A 22,024-nucleotide genomic window follows, 5' to 3' on the forward strand; every position below is an offset into this window, starting at 1 on the left:
CGGGGCATTCAGACAACCCGGAATCGACAAGAGGGAACTTGCGCCAAATGCTGAATGAATATCAGGCCAATTTTAATTCTCGGAATAAAACTGTTTCGGGTGGAGGAGCAGTCCAGGGGCGGAAACCATTTGTTGGCGTTTGCCGTGGAGCGCTCGGAGAATTGTTCCAGGGACCAGCCGCGGACGATGCCGATGAAATCGTGGTGGTTTCGTCATTGATCCCAAAATATAGTTGGGCGTATTTCACGCCATGTGAAACGGGCTTTAGCAGTTTGCAGGATCAGAGACTGGCGACGCCTGAGCGTGTGAATGCGTTTCACGCGCTGGACCTGTTTTGTCGGGATCATGAAGTGATCTGGCCGAGCGGTTACTGGTCCTTTACCAGTGATCTGGAAGTTGCAAGAGGCATGGCCAGTTCTACGGCAGATATTGTGGCAATATTGCGCTGTGCTGCGAATTATATTCAGCACCCACTGACGACCGATGAGGTGATACGGATTCTGGCGAAAATTGAGCGATCGGACGCCGTGTTCTTGAGTCAGCTGTCCCTATTCTGCAGCTCAAATCACAAAGTCATTCATCAGTTCGATAAAATTCCTTCGTTATACGCGCTTTACATGCACGAGACAGCGACCCTGGATACCAATGGTACCAAGTCGCTTTTGGTCGATTTCTACAAAAGTAATTACAGTCACTACCGGGATCTCTTTCAAAGCGCGGAACTTGCACTTTCATCGGCAGACATCAAAGCAATGTGTCATGTCTCAACAAAAAGTGCGGAGCTTTCGAATGAAGTGATCCCGAAGCCCCACTTTCAGTCAATTTTTAGCGCGCAGTCGGATTTTTCAGCGGAGGGCGTCATTGTGGCGCACACCGGATCGGTGGTAGGGCTGCTTTATTGCCAGCCACCGCCTGTCGATGTGTTTCAGAGAGTGGCAGAGTTTTACCGGGAGCTCGGTGGCTACTGTCAGTTTGCAGAGATTCGCGCATGATCCACACACATATTTCTGAAGCTATAAAAACGCCCGATCTGGTACATCTGAAAGGAAACCTCTACTTTGCCCGGTTTGAGTCCATGAAAGTGTATTCAACCCTTGCGGCAGTCGAGAACCTGCTTGAAAGCGGAGTTGTGGCGCCGGGACAAACACTGCTCGACAGCTCGAGTGGCATATACGCTTATGCGCTGGCGTTGGCCTGTCATAAATACGGGCTAAACTGCCACATCGTTGCATCGAAAACTGTTGATCCGGCACTCAAGCTACAGCTCGAGGTTCTTGGGGCAACGGTTGAACCTGCAGCTTCTGCGCCCAATCTGAAGATGGATCAAAATAACCGGGTGCAGCGCATACAGCAAATATTACAGCAGCGCGATGATGTGCACTGGATGCAGCAGTACCACGACAGTATTCATTACCGGGGTTATCGGGAGTTTGCCCGGCTTTTGGCGGAGAACTTTTCAGAGCAAAAGCTTACCCTGGTGGGTGGAGTGGGGTCGGGTTGCTCAACAGGTGCGACGGCGGGATATTTGCGAGAGATGGGCCGGGAGGTGTGCCTTCATGGTGTACAGCCATTTGGCAGTGTGACGTTCAATTCCGAGCATGTAGAAGATCCAGATATTATTATCGCAGGTATAGGCAGCTCAATACCATTCAGGAATGTTCGTGCGAATCTATACGATTATATCCACTGGATTTCCTTTGATTACAGTCGGCACGGGTCCATCGAGCTATTAAAGAAATATGCAGCTTTCTCCGGCCTGTCAACGGGTTCCTGTTATACCGTGGCGCAATGGTGTGCGAACACTGTAGCAGCGGATGATCCCTGTATTTTTATCGGCGCTGATTTGGGATACCGGTATCTGGAGCCGGTGTTCTCGGCGCATAAAAATGCCAGAGATGTATCGAATTTTTGTCCAAAAGTAATCGACTCGGTAAGTGATCTTTGTCTGGATTGGTGCCTGATGGATTGGCAGCGCCACGGTGTTTACCACAACCGGAATTTAGACTATGAGGCCAGAGAAATAGATCATCAAACCGCATTGGTGGAGGCGTGACAATGTCTGGAAGCATGCAGCCGACAAAGGATCGGGTGGTTCTGCTCGATGCAATGCGTGGTTTTGCTTTGTGCGGGATTATTTTTGCCAACCTGGTGAGTTTCACCGGATTCTACTCTTTGAGTTTTTCTCAGGTTCAGGCGTTGCCCGGGATTGATCGGGCTGTTTTGTTTGCGATCGATTTTTTTGTGGAAGGGAAGTTTTACAGTATTTTTGCCATGTTGCTTGGCGCCGGTTGTTGGTTGCAGTACGCCCGCTTTCAGAGCCATCGACAAACGTTTCCAGTATTCTGGCTGCGGCGTATGCTAATTCTGTTTGTGTTCGGAGTATCCCACATGTACCTGATCTGGCATGGGGATATTCTGACCTTGTACAGTCTTCTTGGTGTCTGTCTTCTCCTGTTTCTGCGGCTTGAGAATCGCCTGCTGATGCCGTGCATAGTGGTGCTTCTGATCTTTCCTTTGGTTATTCACGTTGTCCTGGCAATTTCACATACGCATCCCTTTTGGAGCGCGCTGAAATCGGCGGCGGATGCCCTCCGGCAATGGTTGGGATACCAGGGGGTAAGCCTGTTGGCATTGCGGGCAGGTGGTGGTGCTGAGGAGGTGTTTTGGGGGAACGTATTGAGTGCGATTCCCCGCGCTATGTCGTATCTGAAAACAGGGCGCCCGTTTCAGGTTCTGGGGCAGTTCTTACTGGGTATTTATCTGGTTCGTCTATATCTGCAAGGGAATGCGTCTAGTCCCAGTTGGCGCAGTGTGTTCTGTTTGCTGGGCCTGGGGGCCCTGTTGAATCTGGGCTATGCGTATATCAAGTATGAAACAGGTAGTCCGTTTTCTTTGGGTGGTTTGGGACTGGTTCAGGGTGTGATTTACCACTGTGGGTGTATCGTTCTGGCGCTGGGATATATGGCGCTGTTCTACCGTCTATGGCGTGCGGGTGCCAGCTTCGGCAGTTTGGCGAATGTGGGGCGGATGGCGTTGACGATGTACCTGATGCAAAGCATTTCTTGTGTGCTACTTTTCTATGCCTATGGCTTCGGGTTGATGGGGAAGTTGCCCTTTTATTCGATCGTCTTTTTTGGCATCGGAATTTTGCTGGTCCAGTTCCTGTTCGCACGATTCTGGCTGAGCAGGTTTCAGTTTGGCCCTGTCGAGTATTTGTGGCGGCGCTTGAGCTACTCGGCAGAACGGAAGCGAAGCGCCGAGGCCCGTTCCGGTATTGCATGAAAATCGAGCCATGAATTAGGCTCGGGTGGTCCATCATCGCGACCGATGTTTATCGGCTGGATCCAGGCAAAAAAATGGGCGGCCAGTGACCGCCCATCCTTATTTGTGAAGGGGAAAAAATTATTTTTTCCCCTTCATCGCCGCCGCGAGCAGGTCGCCCATGCTGCCGCGGCCACCGTTGCCGCCGCCCTGCTGTTGCTGACGGCTGCGGTTGTTGTGGCGGGTCGCCTGGCGAGACTCGCGGTGGTCGCCTTTCTTGACGCCGCCGCTACCCTGTTCACCGGGCTCGTCAGACATGCGCATGGACAGGCCGATACGCTTGCGCGCGACGTCTACTTCCATCACTTTTACCTTGACGATGTCGTTCGCCTTGACCACTTCGTGCGGGTCTTTGACGAACTTCTCGGAAAGAGCGGAGATGTGCACCAGGCCGTCCTGGTGCACGCCGATATCCACAAAGGCACCAAAGTTGGTGACGTTGGTGACAGTGCCTTCCAGAACCATGCCGGGGCGCAGGTCTTTGATCTCCTCGACGCCGTCTTCGAACTTGGCGGTGCGGAATTCCGGGCGCGGGTCGCGGCCGGGTTTTTCCAGTTCGCTGATGATGTCTTTGACCGTGGGTACACCGAATTTTTCATCGGTGTAGTCCGCGGGATTCAGGCGGCGCAGGAAGGCGGAGTCGCCGATCAGGCCGTTGATTTCGCGGCCGTTCTTTTCCGCGATGCGTTTCACCACGATGTAGGACTCCGGGTGCACACCGGAGCGGTCCAGCGGGTCTTCGCCGTTGTTGATGCGCAGGAAGCCCGCGGCCTGCTCGAAAGCCTTGGGCCCGAGGCGCGGTACTTCTTTCAGTTGGGCGCGGCTTTTGAAAGCGCCGTTCATATCGCGATAAGTGACGATGTTGGCGGCGATGGAGGCGGACAGGCCGGACACGCGGGTCAGCAGTGGTGCGGACGCGGAGTTCAGCTCGGCGCCGACGCCGTTCACACAGTCTTCCACCACCGCATCGAGTGAACGGGCGAGCTGAGACTGGGATACGTCGTGCTGATATTGGCCCACGCCGATGGATTTGGGTTCGATCTTCACCAGTTCCGCGAGCGGGTCCTGCAGGCGACGGGCGATGGAGATGGCACCGCGGATGGTTACGTCCAGATCCGGGAATTCTTTGGCGGCGAATTCGGAGGCGGAGTACACGGAGGCGCCGGCCTCGTTCACCATCACCTTCTGTGCGGTGAGCTTGAACTGCTTGATGGTCTCGCCGACAAACTTGTCGGTCTCGCGGCTGGCGGTGCCGTTGCCGATGGCGATCAGGCCCACGTCGTATTTCTTGGCCAGTGTGGCGACCACCGCAGCGGATTCCGCCAGCTTGTTCTGCGGCGGGTTCGGGTAGATGGCGGTGTGGTCCAGCACCTTGCCGGTGGCGTCCACTACGGCCACCTTAACGCCGGTGCGCAGGCCCGGATCCAGGCCGATGGTGGCTTTCTGGCCGGCGGGGGCGGACAGCAGCAGGTCTTTCAGGTTGCGGGAGAACACCTTGATGGCTTCCTCTTCCGCCTTCTCGCGCAGCTGGCCCAGCAGGTCGGTTTCCAGACTGGTCAGCAGCTTGATGCGCCAGGTCCAGCGCACCACTTCGCCCAGCCATTTGTCCGCGGCGCGGCCGTGGTCTTCGATTTCCACATGGCGGGCGATCATCGCCTCGCAGGGATGGGCCTGGGTCGGTGCGCGTTCTTCGTCGCCCTCCAGCCCCAGATTGATTGCCAGGATGCCTTCGTTGCGGCCGCGGAAGATGGCGAGTGCGCGGTGGCTCGGCACCTTGGACCAGTCCTCGGCGTATTCGAAGTAGTCGCGGAACTTCGCGCCTTCCTCTTCCTTGCCGTCCAGCAGCTTGGATTTCACCTGGCCGTCGCGGCTCAGGAAATCCCGCAGCTTGCCCAGCAGCTCGGCGTCCTCGGCGAAGCGCTCCATCAGGATGAACTTGGCACCGTCCAGCGCGCCCTTGATGTCTTTGACGTGCAGGGCGGCGTCTTCGTTGTCGCTGTTGAGGTACTTCTGCGCTTCCTCTTCCGGGTTCAGGGTGGGATCGGCATAGAGGGCATCGGCCAGCGGCTCCAGGCCCGCTTCGATGGCGATCTGGCCTTTGGTGCGGCGCTTGGGCTTGTAGGGGAGGTAGAGGTCTTCGAGGCGGTTTTTGGTGTCGGCGGCGTTGATCTGCTGCGCCAGTTCCGGGGTCAGCTTGCCCTGCTCGTCGATGCTTTTGAGGATCGCGGCGCGGCGCTCTTCCATCTCGCGCAGGTAGCGCAGGCGGTCTTCCAGGGTGCGCAGCTGGGTGTCGTCCAGTTCGCCGGTGACCTCTTTCCGGTAGCGGGCGATAAACGGCACCGTGGCGCCCTCGTCCAGCAGTCCTACGGCGGCGGCCACCTGTTGTGGGCGCACGTTCAGTTCTTCGGCAATACGGGCGTTGATATCCAACATCTTGTTATCTGCTTCCTCAGAAAGTCACTTGGTGAGTCATCGGTATTTCATCCGTTCGACGGCGGCGCCGGATCAGGTCATAGAAATGGGCGCGCGAATGACCGGCGCAGGCGATAGTGCAGGAGATTCCCCTGTCCAATCCCTCGTGTCGGTCACAAAAAAGGGCGGCCATTATGGGCCATGCGGCGCCGGTCACCAAGATTGAAAACGCCATGAAAGGCTGGCAGGAAATCGGCCCCAATGGTCATTTGCGGTCAGCTGCATTCTGCTGCGACGGCCTGCAGCCGGGGGTGGTTCCAAAGTGGTGCGAGCCCTGTAGAATGCGCAACTAGTTAAATTTTGATCAACGGAAATACCTGTGAATTCTCCGAAAAAAAGCTCCGGTAAAAATAAGGTTCTGGGAATTGTTGCTGTAGTGGGCGTGGCCGCTGTAGCCGCAGTGACTCTTCTGGCCCCCAAACCTGAGGAAAAAGTTGCAGAAGCGGCGCTGCCGCCGGTGGCCGATGTGGTCTATGCAACCCCCGGCCGCCAGACCCTGCTGGTGCCCAGCCAGGGCTCCGTGCGTGCGCGCCACGAGATTGAGGTGGTGGCCCGTGTGGGCGGGGTGATCGAGAGCGTGAACGACGCTTTTGTACCCGGTGGATTCTTCAAGCAGGGGGATTCCCTGATCCAGATCGAGCCGGCGGATTACCGTCACGCCCTGACCCGCGCCGAATCCCAGGTGGCCAATGCCGCCGCGACCCTGGCCCAGGAGCAGGGTATGGCCAAGCAGGCCAAACGCGAGTGGCGCGATCTGGGCACCAAGACTGCCAATAGCCTGTTCCTGCGCGAGCCGCAGCTGGCCGCCGCCGAAGCCGGCCTCGCGGCCGCAAAAGCCGATCGCGATCAGGCCAAGCTGGACCTGGAGCGCACCGGGGTGAAGGCGCCATTCGCCGGCCGCGTGGTGGAGACCCTGGTGGATATCGGCCAGTACGTGACTCCGGGCACCAAGCTCGCGCGCATTCACAGCACCGGTGTGGCGGAAGTGCGCCTGCCGCTGACCGACCATCAGCTGTCCCTGCTGGAGCTGCCTTTGGGAAGCGCCATCGAGAATGGCCCGGCGGTGCGGGTTGCCGCCAATCTGGCCGGTAAAGAGCGCGAGTGGCGCGGCCAGATTGTGCGCACCGAGGCGGCGATCGACCCGAATAGCCGCTTCGTTTACGCGGTAGCCCAGATTCAGAATCCCTACGCCGGCGAAGCGCCGCTGATCAACGGCCTGTTTGTAGAAGCGCAGATTGCCGGCAAGACCTACGACGACATCAGTGTGCTGCCGCGCCAGGCCCTGCACGAAGGCAGCCATATTCTGGTGCTGAACGAGGAAAACCAGCTGGGCTTCCGCGATATGCAGCTGCTGCAGGCGGTGGGCGACCAGGTGTGGCTGCGCGGCAATCTCGCCACCGGTGAAAAAGTTGTGATTTCCAGCCTCGGCTATTCCCGCGAGGGCATGGTGCTGACCCCGAACCCGCTGAACGAAAAGCCCTCCGGGCTGATGCTGGGCGAAAAAGCCCCGGCGGCTGACGCGGAAAATGAAGACTCCGACAGCAGCGGTGCCACCGCTTCCGCGCAGGGGGCCCACTGATCATGCAAGGCATCATCGGATGGTTCGTCCGCAACAGTAAGGCCGCCAATCTGCTGATGATCATGATCATCATCGGCGGCATCTTCGGTATTTCCCACGTGGGCCGCGAGGTGTTCCCAGCCATCAACCCCGGCATCGTCAAGGTCGACATCAGCTACCCCGGCGCCGGCCCCGCGGAAGTGGAGCAGCAGGTGACCTTGCGGGTCGAGCAGGCCATCGCCGAGGTGAAGGGCATCAAGGAGATCAACTCCTGGTCCGCCCGCAGCCACAGCACCGTGCGCATAGAGTCCCAGGAGGGTTACGACGAGCTGCGCCTGCTGAACGACATCAAGGTGCAGGTGGATTCCATCAGTACCTTCCCCTCGGACATCGAGCGCCCGGTGATCGCGCTGGAAGAGTGGGAACAGCAGATGATGATGATCGCCATCGGCGGTCCCGTCTCCGACCGTCAGCTGAAGCAGACCGCGCTGGACCTGCGCGACAAGCTGATGCTGCTGCCCGGTGTGCGTCGTGTCGATGTGTGGGGTGACCGCGCGGATGAAGTGTCCATCGAGGTTTCCGAAGTCAATCTGCGCCGCTACAACCTGACCTTTGACGATGTGGCCAATGCGGTGCGCCGCTCTTCTCTCGACCTGCCGGCGGGCCGTGTGCGTTCCGACCGCGGTGATATCCAGGTACAGACTCGCGGCCAGGCCTATACCCAGGCGGACTTCGAGCGCATCCCGCTGCTGAGCCGCGCCGACGGCACCCAGTTGCTGCTGGGCGATGTGGCCGCAGTCAACGACGGCTTTGAGGAAGAGGGATCCATCATCCGCTTCAACGGCGAGTCTGCCATGAACCTGCGGGTCATGCAGGGCGAGCCGCTGGACGTGGTGGCCACCGCCGAAGCGATCCGCGAGTTCATGAAGGAAGCGCGCGAAACTCTGCCGCCGGGGATGGAGTTCGAAACCTGGTTCGATTTCTCCGAAGCCTATGAAAGCCGCATGAGCATGCTGTTCTGGAACGCGGTCACCGGTCTCGCGCTGGTGTTTGTATTGCTGATGCTGTTCCTGCGCCCGGCGCTGGCGGTGTGGGTAACGGTGGGTATTTTCACCGCGTTTATGGGCGCCTTCTGGCTGCTGCCGGTGACAGGTGTGACCCTGAATATGCTGTCGCTGTTCGCCTTCCTGATGATTCTCGGGATCGTAGTGGACGATGCGATTATCGTCGGGGAAGCGGTGCACGCCGCCCACGACCGCGGGGAGACCGGGCTTCAGGCCGCGGAAACGGGGGTGAAAACCGTCTCCGCACCGGTGATCTTTGCGGTGGTGTCCACCATGGTGTTCTTCGTACCCATGCTGTTCCTGCCCGGGGTGACCTCGCAGATGATGATGGCGCTGCCGGTGGTGGTGCTGCTGTGTCTGGTGTTCTCCCTGGTGGAATCCCTGCTGATCCTGCCCGCGCACCTGGTTAACCTGAAGCCGGAGAAAAAGGCGACTTCCGGCGTTGGCAAAAAACTGCAGGCGGTGCGTGGCAAGTTTGCCCAGGCCATGCAACAGGCTGGCGACAAGTACTATATGCCGCTGCTGGAGAAGTCCCTCAGCAACAGCCGCACCACCGTGATGATTTTCTTCGTCGCACTGATCCTGTCGTTTGCGGTGTTCAAGGGCGGCTATATCGGTTCCGCCTTCTCCCCGCAGGTCCCGTCCGACATGCTGGAGCTGCGCACTACCATGGCCCAGGGTGAGTCTTTTGAAGAGTCCAAACGGGTACTGGAAAAATTCGAGCGCGCGGGCCAGAAGCTGGCCAAAGACCCGGAAATGCTGGCCCTGAACGGCGGCGTTCCGTTCGTGGAAAACACCATGGTGTTCCTGTGGCGCGGCAACGTGACGGTGCTGCTGCAGCTCACCGATGGCGAGCAGCGCGACGTCACCTCCGAACAGCTGGCGCTGAAATGGCGCGAGTATGTGGGTGAGCTGCCCGCCAGTGTGGAAGAGATGAACATCCAGCACACCATCAACGATGGTGGCAAAGGCATGTCCCTCAACCTCAGCACCGCTTCCGGTGATATGGCGGAGCTGCGCCGCGCGGCGGACGCAGTGAAAGAGGCGCTGAACAACTTCGCTGGTGTGTACGACGTGCGCGACAACCTGATTGCCGCCCGTCAGGATATCGAGATCCAGCTCAAACCCCACGCCACCAATATGGGCATCGGTCTCTCCGATGTGGCCAAGCAGGTGCGTCAGGGTTTCTACGGTGAGGAAGTGCAGCGCATTCCCCGCGGCCGTGAAGATGTGCGGGTGATGGTGCGTTATCCACAGGAGGAGCGCGCCAACGAGGATCAGATTGATCGTATCCGTGTGCGCACCGCCGAGGGTGAGGTGCCGTTCAGTGCGGTGGCCGATGCGGTGTATGTGCCGGGCTACACCACCATCCGTCGCAACGATCGCGAGCGCACGGTGCAGGTGACCGCAGAGCTGATTCCGGGCTCGGCGCCGGCATTCGAGATCCTGAAGCAGCTGCGCGATGAGAACCTGAAGCAGTGGGAGGCGCGCTTCCCGGGATTCAGTCTGAAGACCGCTGGGGAGATGCAGGAAGAGGCGGAGTTCGGCACGGCGATTCTGGCGTTCTTTATCCTGTCGCTGTTCACCATTTACGCGCTACTGGCGATTGCGTTCCGCTCCTATTCGCAGCCGCTGCTGATTCTGACGGCGGTGCCGTTCGGGTTCTTTGGTGCGATTCTGGGCCATCTGCTGATGGGTTATGACATCAGCATTATGTCGATGCTGGGTTTCCTGGCGGCGGCGGGTGTTGTGGTGAACGATAACCTGGTTTTGATGGACCGGATCAATCAGCTGCGGGCGCAGGGGCTGGCGGTGATGGATGCGGTGGTGCAGGCGGGGCGCGATCGTTTCCGTCCGATTATCCTGACTTCCATTACGACATTTATCGGTCTGGTGCCGATTATGTTCGAGCGCTCGATCCAAGCGCAGTTCCTGATTCCGATGGTGGTGAGCCTGGCGTTTGGTGTGCTTTGTGCGACCTTCGTGACTCTGATTCTGGTGCCGAACCTGTATAAGGTGATCGAGGTGCTGCGGGTCAAGTTTAAAGGCGAAAAGGCTTCTGAGGAGTTGCCGGTTAGCTTCGAGAACGTCTGATTGGGCTGCGCGCCGCTGGGCTCTTTTGGGGCCGGTGGCGCCCCTGATCGGGACGGGGTAATCCGATACTCCACAACCTCATCGGCAATCGTTCCGTATCGAATCACCCCGCCCCGATCAGGGGCTTCGCATTTTACTTCTTACGAAGCGCGAACAACGGAATGAAGGGGGAGTGCCGGGGATTGGTTTTTGAAAGCGTCGCAAACAGGATGTTTGCGCCGCAGCGCCCAGGGGTGAGGCAAGCGTTTACGAAGCACCGCTTCGTGCGCAGGCGAACGACGCCAATCTATGATTGGAGGCCGGGCCCGCTTGCGGGGGTTCACAGGGGGGCGCCTAGCTCGGTTTCAAAAACCAATACCCGGTGCTTCCCCGCCATCGGGCTCCAAACAGAGCTTTTCTGGGGCTCGAAGTGCCCTACAAACATTTCCTGTCCTGTATTACCCTTCACGCAATGTTTTCCTAGAGTCGGAACTCCCTTTGCGTATTCCCCGTATTTTTTCCTCCGAGCCGTTGTCCGGCCAATCTGAAGTCCAGCTAGACGAAGCCGCTTCGCGTCATCTGGTGAAGGTGCTGCGCCTGGGGCCAGGGCGTCCGTTAGTTCTGTTTGATGGCTTGGGTGGGGAGTATGCGGCGGAGTTGATGGAGGCTGGGAAGAAGGTGCGGGTCAAGCTTGGTGCCTTTGTTCAGGATGATCGGGAGTCGCCGTTGGGGATTACTCTGGCGATTGGTATTTCTCGCGGGGATCGCTTTGACTGGGTGATCCAGAAGGCAACAGAGCTGGGGGTGGCGCGGATTCAGCCGTTGTTTACGGAGCGCTGTGAGGTGAAGCTGTCCGGTGATCGGCTGCAGAAAAAGCTGGGGCAGTGGCAGCAGATTGCGATCAGTGCCTGTGAGCAGTGCGCGCGCAATCGGGTGCCGGCGATTTTGCCGCCGTTGAAGTATCCGCAGTTTCTTGAGCAGGCAAAACAGGACGATACTCTGAAGCTGGTGCTCCACCACCGCACCGAGGCGACACTGGCGGAGCTGGAACAGCAGTCCGGGCGGCCGGATACCGCGCTATTATTGGTGGGGCCGGAAGGTGGGCTGTCCGCGGATGAGATTGCGCTGGCATTGCAGCAGGGCTTCCACCCACTGCGTCTGGGCCCGCGGGTACTGCGGACCGAGACCGCGCCGGTCGCAGCGCTGTCTGTTTTACAGTTCCAGTGGGGCGATATTTAGCCCTGCCTCGTCATTCCCGCGCATGCGGGAATCCAGAATTCCCGGTACACCGCTATCCACACAGAATAAGCGGGCACGAAAAAAGGTGAACCTATGAAAGCATTAGTCTGGCTGATCGGTGTGGCTATTACGGCCATGTCTGTTCTGGTGATTCTCAAGCCGCAGATCGCGCGGGATATTGGCGAGCGGATGAATCCGCAGTTGTTTTATTTCGGCTGCTGGGCACGCATAGTGATCGGCATGGTGTTCCTGCTGATCTCTGATACCCGCAGCTGGGGAACCCTGTTCAATGTGCTGGGTATATTCCTGATTGTGATCGGCGCCTACGCGCTGCAGTCGGGCTATGAGCGCACCAAGGAATTTGTACTGGGTATCGTGCACGGCAATGAAAATTTTGTGCGTGTGGCCGGCGCGGTGGGGGTGTTGATCGGTATTCTGCTGATCTCGGCGACCTGAATAACGAAAAGTGGATGTGTGATGGATAGTTTTGCGTCGAATACGCGGCTGGTCATTTTTGATTGCGATGGGGTACTGGTGGACAGCGAAAGCATCGTCTGCCGGGTGCTGGCCGAGGAAATGACCAAACTCGGCATGCCGGCGACAGCGGAAGAGCTGGATGAACAGTTCAGTGGCCGACCTTCGAAAGACTGTATTGTGGATATCGAAACCCGCTACGGTGGGCCGTTGCCGCAGTCCTATTTCAATGCCACCGAGAGCCGTATTCGCGAGGCCTTCCATACCGAGCTGGAAGCGGTGTCTGGTATCCACGAGGTATTGGATAAGCTGCAAACCACAGACCTGCAAACCTGCGTTGCGTCATCCGGCCCCCACGCCAAGATGCAGATCACATTGAATAAGACTGGATTGTGGGACTATTTCGACGGGCGTATCTACAGTGCCGATGACGTTGGCCGCGGCAAGCCCTGGCCGGATCTGTTTTTACACAGCGCGGCGCAGTTCGATATCGATCCGGCACACTGTCTGGTGGTGGAAGACTCCATTGCCGGAGTAAAGGCCGCGGTGGCGGCGGGTATGCCGGTGATTGGTTACAGCCACAATAGCACCCGTGCGCGGCAACTCGAAGCGGAAGGGGCGCGGGTTATCAATGATATGCAGCTGCTGCTGGACTATTTTTAGTAGCAGGTTTTAATCACTGACTATAAAGATTGGAGCGACGGGATATGAGTACACTAAAACGGATTCTGATCGCGTTTGCATGCCTTTTCGCGGCGATTGCCTGTTATGTCTTTGGCATCCCCGCGGGTGGTGCCGTTTTTCTGGTGTTGGGTTTTCTGCTGGAGGGCGCCTTCTGGTTCCAGCTGACCCGCCGCAAACGGGACAGCTGATAAAAGCGCACTGGTGGCGCCAGGCCAATGGCACTACGGTCTGGGTTACTCGGTGAGTCGCACCTGTACCGACGCGCTGCGGCGGGTGTCTTTGTCATCCACAAAGGTGCGCGTATAGCGGACCTCGTAAATACCCTGAGCGATTAAAGTGCTCACCAGTCCCTGGGGCAGTTCCACGGTTTCCCGCAGCGGCTTGCCCGCCTCCGCGGTCAGCGGTTCCGATACCTCGTGTATCACCCGGTCGCCCACCATAAACTGTCCGCTCACCGAAGACGCACGGATCTCACCGAGATCGCTGTCCAGATTCCACGCCATCATCAGCTTGCGCGACTTGCCGCTCACCGTCTGAGAGGGTGGCGAGGCCTGCACCTGCGCCAGCCGACCGCTGGAATCCAGGTCAAACAGAATATGGTTTGAAAGGCTGCCTGCGGCACCCGCAAATACCCGGCGATAGCCCACGCGACGCACTCCCTTGGCGTGCCAGCTGCGCGCCTGTACCGGAGATATCTGCACGATTTCGGTAACCTCACCGCGGTCGCCACTGAACTCCAGAATCTGATCCACCACCGCCAGTTCCTGGTTGTTGTCCAGGTTCACAAACACCCCCCGCGGCGACGCTGCACCCCCTTTGCTGGCGACTCGCCAGGTCACGGTTTCCCGATATCCCTCGCTGGCATTCAACCAGGCATCCCCGGGGTCCACCGTCACAATCTGCTGTGCAGTGACCCGCGAGCCGAACACCAGGGAAAGCGCAATAGCGCATATCCCGAGGATGGTAAGCAGTAGCTGTTTGTTCATTGCCGTCTCCCTGGGGGCAAAAAATAGGCTCTTGGTATTTTGATTAGGTTAGGGTGCACTCGGTCAACTCAGAAATCCCCCTATTCCCCGTTGTATTCCTGCCGTGAGCGCCCGGTTAGGGAAAAGATTCTCCCGACCCTAGTATCTAGAGAATCTAGCGACCGAAAGTGTCTGTCGTAAGCAGTTGCTGGCTGCTGACTACAAGGATCTTTCGGAATGCAGCCACCCGACCGACTCGAATCAGATTGCAGTCATTCGAAGGAGCCGGCTCTTATGCCTACTGTCTTTTTCCGCAAACCGCTACGGCGTCACTGTTCGGCACTTGGCGCTCTGCTCAGTGCCCTGCTTCTCACCGGTTGCCCCGATCCCACTAAAAAGTACTCGTTGGATCCGGGCGAACTGGTAAGCAATGGTGTGGGCGAAAAGAGTGCCCGCGAGGCTGCGCCTTTTGGTGACGATATGGTCCGCTACCTGATGGGCCAGGCTCGGGAGCGCGGTGATACCTTTGTATTGAATGTGGACTTCGAACCCGGCGGCTTCGCGCCAAAAATGGACACCCTCGCCGACATCGAAGCATTGCTGATTATTATGCGTGACTTTCCCGCGCTGAAAATTGTTGTGGAAGGGCACACCGATAATGCCGGTGATCCCGACAAAAATCGCAAGCTGTCGCAATGGCGGGCCAACTGGGTCAAACAGTTTCTGCTGGAGCGAGGGATACATTCAGAGCGGATAGAGGCCACCGGGCTGGGTGATTCGGATCCGATCGCAGACAATGAAACCCAGCGGGGCAGAGAGCAGAATCGCAGGCTGGTGGTGCGGGTGATCGACTTCCAGGGCAAGCCGGTCAATGTGCGGTTGGGACGTCCGCAGAAATTGAACAAGGCGCTGAATCAATAACTGAGCCTATAAAAGAAAAACCCGGTGACATTGCTGTCACCGGGCTAATTTTATTCTTTGTTGGCGAGATCCAGAGCGTTCAGGATGTCGGCCGTCGGCCCTACCTGATTCATGGTGTAGAAATGCAGCCCCGGTGCGCCGCCTTCCAGCAGCGTCTCACAAAGATCCGTCACAATCTCCAGTCCCAACTTTTTCACATCTTCCGGATTGTTGAAGCTCTCCATGCGGTACTTCAACCAGCGCGGAATTTCCGCACCACAGTTGCGGGAGAAGCGCGCCAGATTGGTGAAGTTGGTAATCGGCATGATACCCGGATAGATCGGCGCATCGATACCGGCCTTTTCACACTGATCCAGGAAGTAGAAATAGGCATCCGGATTGTAGAAGTACTGGGTCAGGGCACTGTTCGCGCCGGCCTCGAACTTGCCCTTCAGGAAACGGATATCCGCATCATAGCTGTCCGCTTCCGGATGGATTTCCGGGTAAGCCGCCACTTCCAGGTGGAAGTGATCACCGGTGTGGCGGCGGATAAATGCCACCAGTTCGTTGGCATAAACCAGCTGCGCCACGGAGCCCATACCGGACGGCATATCACCGCGCAGTGCGACGATGCGATCGACACCGGCATCCTTGTAGCGGTTCAGCAGGCCGAGAACGATCTCTTCATTGTCGCCACCAAATGACAGGTGTGGCGCGATGGAAACACCCTTTCCGCGCAGTTCGCACACAATATTTGCGGTGGTATCGCGGGTGGTGCCACCGGCACCGTAGGTGACCGAGAAGAATGCGGGGTCGAAGGCCTGCAGTTCCTCGCGGGTATTTTTCAGTTTTTCCCGACCCTCTTCGGTCTTGGGTGGGAAAAACTCAAAGCTGATACGTAAATCACTCATTATTCTGTTCCATTCCCTCGGCTTTCTGGATCCCGGATCAAGTCCGGGATGACGGAGCATCGTCATGCCGGCGCAGGCCGGCATCCAGTACCTGAGAGGTCAATTAATACTTGTAGCTTTCCGGCTTGTAGGGGCCATCCACGGAAACACCGATGTACTTGGCCTGGTCTTCGGTCATGCGGGTAATCACACCGCCAAAACCTTCCACCATGTACTTGGCCACTTCCTCGTCCAGGTGCTTCGGCAGTACTTTTACGTAGAGCGCGGAAACCTTCTGGTCCGCCGGCAAATCGGCAAACTTCTCGTTGTACAGGTGGATCTGCGCCAGCACCTGGTTAGCGAAGGAGCCATCCATAATGCGGCTCGGGTGACCGGTGGCGTTACCCAGGTTGACCAGGCGGCCTTCGGACAGTAGCAGCAGGTGGTCGTTGGTGGCCGCATCGCGCACGATCTTGTGCACCTGTGGTTTCACTTCCTGCCACTGCCAGTTTTCGCGCATAAATGCGGTGTCGATTTCGTTATCGAAGTGACCGATATTGGAAACCACGGCGCCGGACTTCAGTGCCTTCAGCATATTTGCGTCGCACACATTGACGTTGCCGGTGGTGGTGACGATCAGATCGGTATTCGCCAGCAGGTCCTTGTTGATAGAGGACTCTGTGCCGTCGTTTACGCCGTTGATATAAGGGGAAACCAGCTCGAAGCCGTCCATGCACGCCTGCATGGCACAGATCGGGTCCACTTCGGTGACTTTTACGATCATGCCTTCCTGACGCAGGGAAGCGGCGGAACCTTTACCCACATCGCCGTAACCGATCACCAGCGCTTTCTTGCCGGACAGCAGATGGTCGGTACCGCGCTTGATGGCATCGTTCAGGCTGTGGCGACAGCCGTACTTGTTGTCGTTCTTGCTCTTGGTGACCGCGTCGTTCACGTTGATCGCCGGTACTTTCAGGGTGCCCGCTTTCAGCATGTCCTGCAGGCGGTGTACGCCGGTGGTGGTCTCTTCACTGATGCCGTGACATTTGTCGAGCAGCTCCGGATATTTGCGGTGCAGCAGTTCGGTAAGATCGCCGCCGTCATCCAGAATCAGGTTTGGCTGCCAGCCGGCCACGTCCGCGCCGATAGTGCGCTCCAGACACCACTCGTATTCTTCTTCCGTTTCACCTTTCCAGGCGAAAACCGGAATGCCGGAGGCGGCAATCGCCGCGGCGGCGTGATCCTGGGTAGAGAAAATATTGCACGAGGACCAGCGCACTTCCGCGCCCAGGGCCACCAGGGTCTCAATCAGGACCGCGGTCTGGATGGTCATGTGGATACAGCCCATGATGCGGGCGCCCGCCAGCGGCTGCTCTGCGCGGTATTTTTCACGCAGGGTGATCAGCGCGGGCATCTCGCCTTCGGCGATTTCAATTTCCATGCGGCCCCAGTCGGCCAGGGAAATGTCGGCGACTTTAAAGTCTTTAAATTCGGTGCTCATTTGGTTCATTACCTAAATCTTTGAAGTTTTTCCCCGTCATACCGGAGAAGGCCGGTATTCAGTTTCGTGGCGCTGGATTCCGTACCGGATCAAGTCCGGCATGACGGGCGCCGGAATGACGAAAATATGAATTAAATACCAGCTTGTGCGCGCAGGGTCTCGGCCTTGTCTGTCTTCTCCCACGGGAAGGCGGTAAAGGTTTCCACCTGCTCTTTACCGTTGGCATCGATCCACTTGTAGCTGTGCTCAAACGGTTCGCGACCGAAGTGGCCGTAGGCGGCGGTGAGCTGATACATGGGGTGCAGCAGGTCCAGCGCTTTGGAAATCGCGTAGGGGCGCAGGTCGAAGTTTTCCCGCACCAGCTCGATCAACTTCTCGTCGCTCACCTTGCCGGTGCCGAAGGTATTGATGGATACAGAGGTGGGCTCGGCCACGCCGATGGCGTAAGACACCTGAATTTCACAGCGGCTGGCGAGGCCGGCAGCGACAATATTTTTCGCCACGTAACGACCGGCATAGGCTGCGGAGCGGTCTACTTTTGACGGGTCTTTCCCGGAGAAGGCGCCGCCACCGTGACGGGCAGAACCGCCGTAGGTGTCCACGATAATCTTGCGTCCGGTCAGGCCACAGTCGCCCACGGGGCCGCCGATGACGAATTTGCCGGTGGGGTTGATGTGGTACTTGGTGTTTTCATGCAGCAGGTCGGCCGGCAGTACGTGGTGCACGATTAGTTCCAGCACCGCTTCGCGCAGGTCTTCCTGAGTGACTTCTTCGTTGTGCTGGGTGGACAGAACCACAGCGTCGATCGCGCAGGGCTTGCCGTTTTCGTCGTAGCGGAAAGTCACCTGGCTTTTCGCATCCGGGCGCAGCCACGGCAGCAGGCCGGACTTGCGCGCTTCCGCCTGACGTTCTACCAGGCGGTGCGCGTAGTACACCGGGGAAGGCATAAAGGTCGGGGTCTCATCGGTGGCGTAGCCAAACATCAGGCCCTGGTCACCGGCACCCTGGTCTTCCGGTTTCACCCGGTCAACGCCCTGAGCGATATCCACCGACTGTTTGCCGATCACATTGATCACACCACAGGTTTCACCGTCGTAACCTACCGCGGAAGAGGTGTAACCGATATCGGTAATCACCTTGCGCACCAGATCTTCCAGATCCACCCACGCAGAGGTGCTGATCTCACCGGCAATTACCGCGATACCGGTTTTCACCAGCGTCTCACAGGCAACCCGCGCGTTCTTGTCACGCGCCAGCAGGGCGTCCAGAACCGCATCGGAAATCTGGTCGGCAATTTTGTCCGGATGGCCTTCGGATACCGACTCCGAAGTAAAAATGCTGTATTCACTCATGTGATCTCTCCATTTGCGCCCCGGGGCGCTCCTTGTTCCGCTACCTGCGGAATTAAACCTTCAGAAACTCCTGAATCTGAATCTGAAAACCATTGCGCAGGGCACTGTGTTCACTGCGCCCTTTCTGTAGGCCCGCCTCTGCGGCCCACTCAACTAACTGCTGCGGCGCAAACCCCAGCCACAAGTCCCCGCAGGCGTCTCGCGCCCAATCCTGCCCGTGATCGTGCAGCTCGGTAATCAGCAGCTGCCCACCGGGCTTCAGGGACTTCTGTAAATCGTGAAAAATCTGCGCAGGCTCCGGCGTGTGATGCAACACCATATTCACCACGATGCAGTCCGCGCTTTCAGGGCGGGATGCCGCCGCGCGGGTGTCGTCGCAGACAAATTCGATATTCTGCAGCCCCTTCTCGTCGGCAAAGGTCTCCGCTCGTTCCAGCATCGTCTTCGACAGATCCAGTGCCGTCACCGTGCCAAAACGATTCGCCAGCTCCTCCAGAAACTCACCCTCACCGGGGCCGACTTCCAGCGCGTGACGCCCCGGTTTCAGCAGCTGTGCCACCTGTGGACCATAGACGCTATAACTGGCGATCAACTCCTGCTGCTCGCGGAAGCGGTTGCCGTAATCCGCGAAGAAGCGACGTGAGGCCTCGGCGCGCTCGGAAGCAATCTGCTCCACGGTGGCCGCGCGGGACTCGCTCAGAGACAGTTGATCGAGGCCGCTGAACAGCTGTTGCAGTAACACGCTGCCTGCGGTGCGGCGGTAGAACAGGTTGTTGCCCTCGCGGCGCTTGCTCACCAATCCCGCCTGCGCCAGCACCTTTAGGTGGTGTGACAGGGCCGGCTGGCGCAGCTCGAAGATGCGGCACAGCTCCAGCACGCTGTAGGAGTCCTGGCTTAGCAGGCGCAGTATCTCCAGCCGCAGCGGATCGCCGGCGGCCTTCAGGGTCGCCGCCAGTTGCGGGATCGGGTCGCTGACGTGTGATTCTTTGTTGGCATCACCCGTCGCAGACGGTTGGCTGGAGTCAAGCATGGCGCGGAGTCTAGCAGCGCTGCACACCTATATCAAAATATTTTGATTTAGGTGTATCGAAAAAATTTGATGCAGATGTAACTAACGCCGCGCGAACGGGCCGATGGGTAGTGGGATTGCGATTTGTTAGGAAATTGTTGCTGTCATCGGCAAAGAATTGAACCCGTGGCCTTTGCGCCCGGCGGGGGTTTACGGGAAAATACGCCCCCGTTTTGCCGGCCATCGACAACCTCCGGCCGACGGAATCGCGGCAAGCTGGCCGTCAGAGCCGGGCCCGCAGCGCATCTGATGAACCGAAGATCCCAAACCGAGAGATCCCTATGTCTTCTACTCCGTCTCGCACAGAAAAGGCTAACGCCATTCGGGCCCTGTCCATGGACGCGGTCCAGAAAGCCAAAAGCGGCCACCCGGGCGCCCCCATGGGTATGGCAGATATCGCCGAAGTGCTGTGGAACGACTATCTGAAACACAATCCGGCCAACCCCGAGTGGGCGGACCGCGACCGCTTCGTGCTGTCCAATGGCCACGGTTCCATGCTGCTGTATTCCCTGTTGCACCTGACAGGCTATGACCTGTCCATCCACGAGCTGCAGAACTTCCGCCAGCTGCACTCCAAGACCCCGGGCCACCCGGAATACGGTTACGCCCCGGGCGTAGAAACCACCACTGGCCCCCTGGGCCAGGGCATCACCAATGCCGTGGGTTTCGCACTGGCCGAGAAAGTGCTCGCTGCCCAGTTCAACCGCGACGGCTACGAGCTGGTTGACCACAACACCTACTGCTTCCTGGGCGACGGTTGCCTGATGGAAGGTATCTCCCACGAAGCCTGCTCCCTGGCCGGCACCCTGGGCCTCGGCAAGTTGATTGCTTTCTACGACGACAACGGCATCTCCATCGACGGTGAAGTGGAGGGCTGGTTCACCGACGACACGCCCAAGCGCTTCGAATCCTACGGTTGGCACGTCATCCCGAACGTGGACGGCCACGACCCGGCTGCGATCAAGGCCGCCATCGAAGAAGCCCGCTCTGAGACCAGCAAGCCCACCATCATCTGCTGCAAGACCGTGATCGGCTTCGGCTCCCCCAACAAGCAGGGCCGCGAAGAGTGTCACGGCGCGCCGCTGGGCGACGAAGAGATCGCGCTGGTACGCGAAACCCTCGGCTGGAAACACGAGCCGTTCGTCATCCCCGAAGACCTGTACCACGCCTGGGACGGCCGCGCCAAAGGCGCCGAGCAGGAAGACGAGTGGAACGATATCTTCGAAGACTATAAAGAAGCCCACCCGGAACTGGCGGAAGAGTTTGTACGCCGCATGAAAGGCGACCTGCCCGCGGACTTCCTCGCCAAGGCCGACGAGTACATCAAACAGTGCCAGGCCGACGGCGAGAAAATTGCTTCCCGTAAAGCCAGTCAGAACAGCCTGAACGCCTACGGCCCGCTGCTGCCAGAATTCCTCGGTGGCTCCGCCGACCTCGCCGGCTCCAACCTCACCATTTGGTCCGGCTCCAAAGGCGTCACCGCCGACGACGCCAGCGGCAACTACCTCTACTACGGCGTGCGCGAATTCGGCATGAGCGCCATCATGAACGGCATCGCCCTGCACGGCGGTTTTGTGCCTTACGGCGCGACCTTCCTGATGTTTATGGAATACGCCCGCAACGCCGTGCGCATGGCCGCGCTGATGAAGCAGAAAGTCATCTTCGTCTACACCCACGACTCCATCGGTCTCGGCGAAGACGGCCCCACCCACCAGCCGGTAGAGCAGCTGACCGCCCTGCGCGCTACACCAAACCTGCAGACCTGGCGCCCCTGTGACGCCACCGAATCTGCGGTGAGCTGGAAAATGGCCGTATCCCGCAGCGACGGCCCCAGCGCCCTCATCTTCAGCCGCCAGGGCCTCGCCCCGCAGGCGCGCACCGAAGAGCAGCTGGCCAACGTCGAAAAGGGTGGCTACATCCTGCGTGATTGCGACGGCGAACCCGAAGCCATCATCATCGCCACCGGCTCCGAAGTAGAGCTCGCCACTGCTGCCGCGGACCAACTGTCCGGCCGCAAAGTGCGCGTCGTCTCCATGCCGTGCGCCGAAGCCTTCAGCGCCCAGCCCGCCGACTACCGCGAATCCGTACTGCCTTCCAGCGTACGCGCCCGCGTAGCCGTAGAGGCCTGCCACAAGGACTACTGGTACAAGTTTGTCGGCTTCGACGGCGCTATCGTTGGCATGGACACCTTCGGTGAATCCGCACCGGCGGGTGACCTGATGAAGCACTTCGGCATCACTGCTGAGAAAGTTACTGAAGCTGTCGAAGGGCTGCTGAAGTAATTACTAGGTAAGCTGCTTACGTAGTTCAGCGGCTTATCGAGAAGGGCAAGTGCCGGGCATAGGGTTTCGGAAGCGTCGGCGACAGGGACGTCGCCGACGCAGCGTACAGGGATGTATTCACAGCGGTTCCGAAACCCTATGCCCGGTGCTTGACCGCCACCGCACGGGACCAGAGCATTG

At 58.5% G+C, this 22,024-nt stretch carries 17 protein-coding genes; 11 read left to right on the forward strand and 6 right to left on the reverse strand.

What is annotated here, in order from left to right; genetic code table 11:
* Positions 1 to 47 precede the first annotated feature (47 nt).
* Genes ACXAG1_RS15350 through ACXAG1_RS15360 form a run of 3 tightly spaced genes read left to right on the forward strand, consistent with a single transcriptional unit; the run spans position 48 to position 3,282 of the window.
* Positions 48 to 992, forward strand: coding sequence for a GHMP family kinase ATP-binding protein (locus ACXAG1_RS15350; protein WP_475120221.1), 945 nt, complete (start codon positions 48 to 50; stop codon positions 990 to 992).
* On the forward strand, positions 989 to 2,053 hold the full coding sequence (locus ACXAG1_RS15355) for a pyridoxal-phosphate dependent enzyme (RefSeq protein WP_475120183.1): 1,065 nt from the start codon (positions 989 to 991) through the stop codon (positions 2,051 to 2,053). Before ACXAG1_RS15350 ends, ACXAG1_RS15355 begins: the two co-directional genes overlap by 4 nt.
* A gap of 2 nt (positions 2,054 to 2,055) precedes the next feature.
* Positions 2,056 to 3,282 (forward strand): DUF418 domain-containing protein, encoded by a 1,227-nt coding sequence (locus ACXAG1_RS15360; protein WP_475120184.1) that lies wholly within the window; start codon positions 2,056 to 2,058, stop codon positions 3,280 to 3,282.
* A 120-nt stretch (positions 3,283 to 3,402) separates the two neighbouring features.
* Here ACXAG1_RS15360 and ACXAG1_RS15365 read toward each other — a convergent pair whose 3' ends face one another.
* A complete protein-coding gene (locus ACXAG1_RS15365) occupies positions 3,403 to 5,754 on the reverse strand; it encodes a Tex family protein (RefSeq protein ID WP_475120185.1) in 2,352 nt (783 codons plus the stop codon).
* A 358-nt stretch (positions 5,755 to 6,112) separates the two neighbouring features.
* Here ACXAG1_RS15365 and ACXAG1_RS15370 point away from each other — a divergent pair, with 358 nt between their 5' ends.
* The 6 genes from ACXAG1_RS15370 (at position 6,113) to ACXAG1_RS15395 (ending at position 13,073) form a co-directional block, all read left to right on the forward strand.
* Positions 6,113 to 7,372, forward strand: a complete 1,260-nt coding sequence (locus ACXAG1_RS15370; protein ID WP_475120186.1) for an efflux RND transporter periplasmic adaptor subunit — start codon at positions 6,113 to 6,115, stop codon at positions 7,370 to 7,372.
* Between the two features lie 2 nt (positions 7,373 to 7,374).
* Positions 7,375 to 10,509 (forward strand): efflux RND transporter permease subunit, encoded by a 3,135-nt coding sequence (locus ACXAG1_RS15375; RefSeq protein ID WP_475120187.1) that lies wholly within the window; start codon positions 7,375 to 7,377, stop codon positions 10,507 to 10,509.
* Positions 10,510 to 10,986: 477 nt separating this feature from the next.
* On the forward strand, positions 10,987 to 11,727 hold the full coding sequence (locus ACXAG1_RS15380) for a 16S rRNA (uracil(1498)-N(3))-methyltransferase (protein WP_475120188.1): 741 nt from the start codon (positions 10,987 to 10,989) through the stop codon (positions 11,725 to 11,727).
* A 93-nt stretch (positions 11,728 to 11,820) separates the two neighbouring features.
* Entirely contained in the window at positions 11,821 to 12,183 is a 363-nt protein-coding gene (locus ACXAG1_RS15385) for a hypothetical protein (RefSeq protein ID WP_475090969.1), read from the forward strand.
* 21 nt (positions 12,184 to 12,204) lie between these two features.
* Positions 12,205 to 12,864 (forward strand): HAD family hydrolase, encoded by a 660-nt coding sequence (locus ACXAG1_RS15390; RefSeq protein ID WP_475090967.1) that lies wholly within the window; start codon positions 12,205 to 12,207, stop codon positions 12,862 to 12,864.
* 44 nt (positions 12,865 to 12,908) lie between these two features.
* On the forward strand, positions 12,909 to 13,073 hold the full coding sequence (locus ACXAG1_RS15395) for a hypothetical protein (protein ID WP_475090965.1): 165 nt from the start codon (positions 12,909 to 12,911) through the stop codon (positions 13,071 to 13,073).
* Between the two features lie 45 nt (positions 13,074 to 13,118).
* Here ACXAG1_RS15395 and ACXAG1_RS15400 read toward each other — a convergent pair whose 3' ends face one another.
* Positions 13,119 to 13,871, reverse strand: coding sequence for a hypothetical protein (locus ACXAG1_RS15400; RefSeq protein WP_475090963.1), 753 nt, complete (start codon positions 13,869 to 13,871; stop codon positions 13,119 to 13,121).
* 273 nt (positions 13,872 to 14,144) lie between these two features.
* Between ACXAG1_RS15400 and ACXAG1_RS15405 the strand changes: the two genes are divergently transcribed.
* Complete coding sequence (locus tag ACXAG1_RS15405; RefSeq protein ID WP_475090962.1) at positions 14,145 to 14,771, forward strand: OmpA family protein; 627 nt, start codon at positions 14,145 to 14,147, stop codon at positions 14,769 to 14,771.
* A 50-nt stretch (positions 14,772 to 14,821) separates the two neighbouring features.
* Here ACXAG1_RS15405 and metF read toward each other — a convergent pair whose 3' ends face one another.
* From metF to ACXAG1_RS15425, 4 genes are all read right to left on the reverse strand, one after another.
* Positions 14,822 to 15,661 (reverse strand): methylenetetrahydrofolate reductase [NAD(P)H], encoded by an 840-nt coding sequence (gene metF, locus ACXAG1_RS15410; RefSeq protein WP_475090960.1) that lies wholly within the window; start codon positions 15,659 to 15,661, stop codon positions 14,822 to 14,824.
* A gap of 103 nt (positions 15,662 to 15,764) precedes the next feature.
* Positions 15,765 to 17,141, reverse strand: a complete 1,377-nt coding sequence (ahcY, locus tag ACXAG1_RS15415; protein ID WP_475120189.1) for an adenosylhomocysteinase — start codon at positions 17,139 to 17,141, stop codon at positions 15,765 to 15,767.
* 131 nt (positions 17,142 to 17,272) lie between these two features.
* Complete coding sequence (metK, locus tag ACXAG1_RS15420) at positions 17,273 to 18,493, reverse strand: methionine adenosyltransferase (RefSeq protein ID WP_475120190.1); 1,221 nt, start codon at positions 18,491 to 18,493, stop codon at positions 17,273 to 17,275.
* A gap of 52 nt (positions 18,494 to 18,545) precedes the next feature.
* The gene (locus ACXAG1_RS15425) at positions 18,546 to 19,523 is read right to left on the reverse strand and encodes a metalloregulator ArsR/SmtB family transcription factor (protein WP_475120191.1); all 978 of its coding nucleotides are present in this window, start codon (positions 19,521 to 19,523) and stop codon (positions 18,546 to 18,548) included.
* Between the two features lie 320 nt (positions 19,524 to 19,843).
* On the opposite strand from ACXAG1_RS15425, the gene tkt reads away from it, so the two are divergent.
* Positions 19,844 to 21,844 (forward strand): transketolase, encoded by a 2,001-nt coding sequence (tkt, locus tag ACXAG1_RS15430; protein ID WP_475090955.1) that lies wholly within the window; start codon positions 19,844 to 19,846, stop codon positions 21,842 to 21,844.
* The last annotated feature ends 180 nt before the right edge of the window (positions 21,845 to 22,024 follow it).

This window comes from Microbulbifer sp. ABE4_465, from assembly GCF_056160765.1.

What these genes read in the sequence shown, in the direction of transcription:
- ACXAG1_RS15405 (WP_475090962.1), top strand. Translation starts at nt 14,145, where the DNA reads ATGCCTACTGTCTTTTTCCGCAAACCGCTACGGCGTCACTGTTCGGCA.
- ACXAG1_RS15365 (WP_475120185.1), bottom strand. Translation starts at nt 5,754, where the DNA reads ATGTTGGATATCAACGCCCGTATTGCCGAAGAACTGAACGTGCGCCCA.
- ACXAG1_RS15355 (WP_475120183.1), top strand. Translation starts at nt 989, where the DNA reads ATGATCCACACACATATTTCTGAAGCTATAAAAACGCCCGATCTGGTA.
- ahcY (WP_475120189.1), bottom strand. Translation starts at nt 17,141, where the DNA reads ATGAGCACCGAATTTAAAGACTTTAAAGTCGCCGACATTTCCCTGGCC.
- ACXAG1_RS15400 (WP_475090963.1), bottom strand. Translation starts at nt 13,871, where the DNA reads ATGAACAAACAGCTACTGCTTACCATCCTCGGGATATGCGCTATTGCG.
- ACXAG1_RS15375 (WP_475120187.1), top strand. Translation starts at nt 7,375, where the DNA reads ATGCAAGGCATCATCGGATGGTTCGTCCGCAACAGTAAGGCCGCCAAT.
- tkt (WP_475090955.1), top strand. Translation starts at nt 19,844, where the DNA reads ATGTCTTCTACTCCGTCTCGCACAGAAAAGGCTAACGCCATTCGGGCC.
- metK (WP_475120190.1), bottom strand. Translation starts at nt 18,493, where the DNA reads ATGAGTGAATACAGCATTTTTACTTCGGAGTCGGTATCCGAAGGCCAT.
- ACXAG1_RS15350 (WP_475120221.1), top strand. Translation starts at nt 48, where the DNA reads ATGCTGAATGAATATCAGGCCAATTTTAATTCTCGGAATAAAACTGTT.
- ACXAG1_RS15385 (WP_475090969.1), top strand. Translation starts at nt 11,821, where the DNA reads ATGAAAGCATTAGTCTGGCTGATCGGTGTGGCTATTACGGCCATGTCT.
- metF (WP_475090960.1), bottom strand. Translation starts at nt 15,661, where the DNA reads ATGAGTGATTTACGTATCAGCTTTGAGTTTTTCCCACCCAAGACCGAA.
- ACXAG1_RS15395 (WP_475090965.1), top strand. Translation starts at nt 12,909, where the DNA reads ATGAGTACACTAAAACGGATTCTGATCGCGTTTGCATGCCTTTTCGCG.
- ACXAG1_RS15360 (WP_475120184.1), top strand. Translation starts at nt 2,056, where the DNA reads ATGTCTGGAAGCATGCAGCCGACAAAGGATCGGGTGGTTCTGCTCGAT.
- ACXAG1_RS15390 (WP_475090967.1), top strand. Translation starts at nt 12,205, where the DNA reads ATGGATAGTTTTGCGTCGAATACGCGGCTGGTCATTTTTGATTGCGAT.
- ACXAG1_RS15425 (WP_475120191.1), bottom strand. Translation starts at nt 19,523, where the DNA reads ATGCTTGACTCCAGCCAACCGTCTGCGACGGGTGATGCCAACAAAGAA.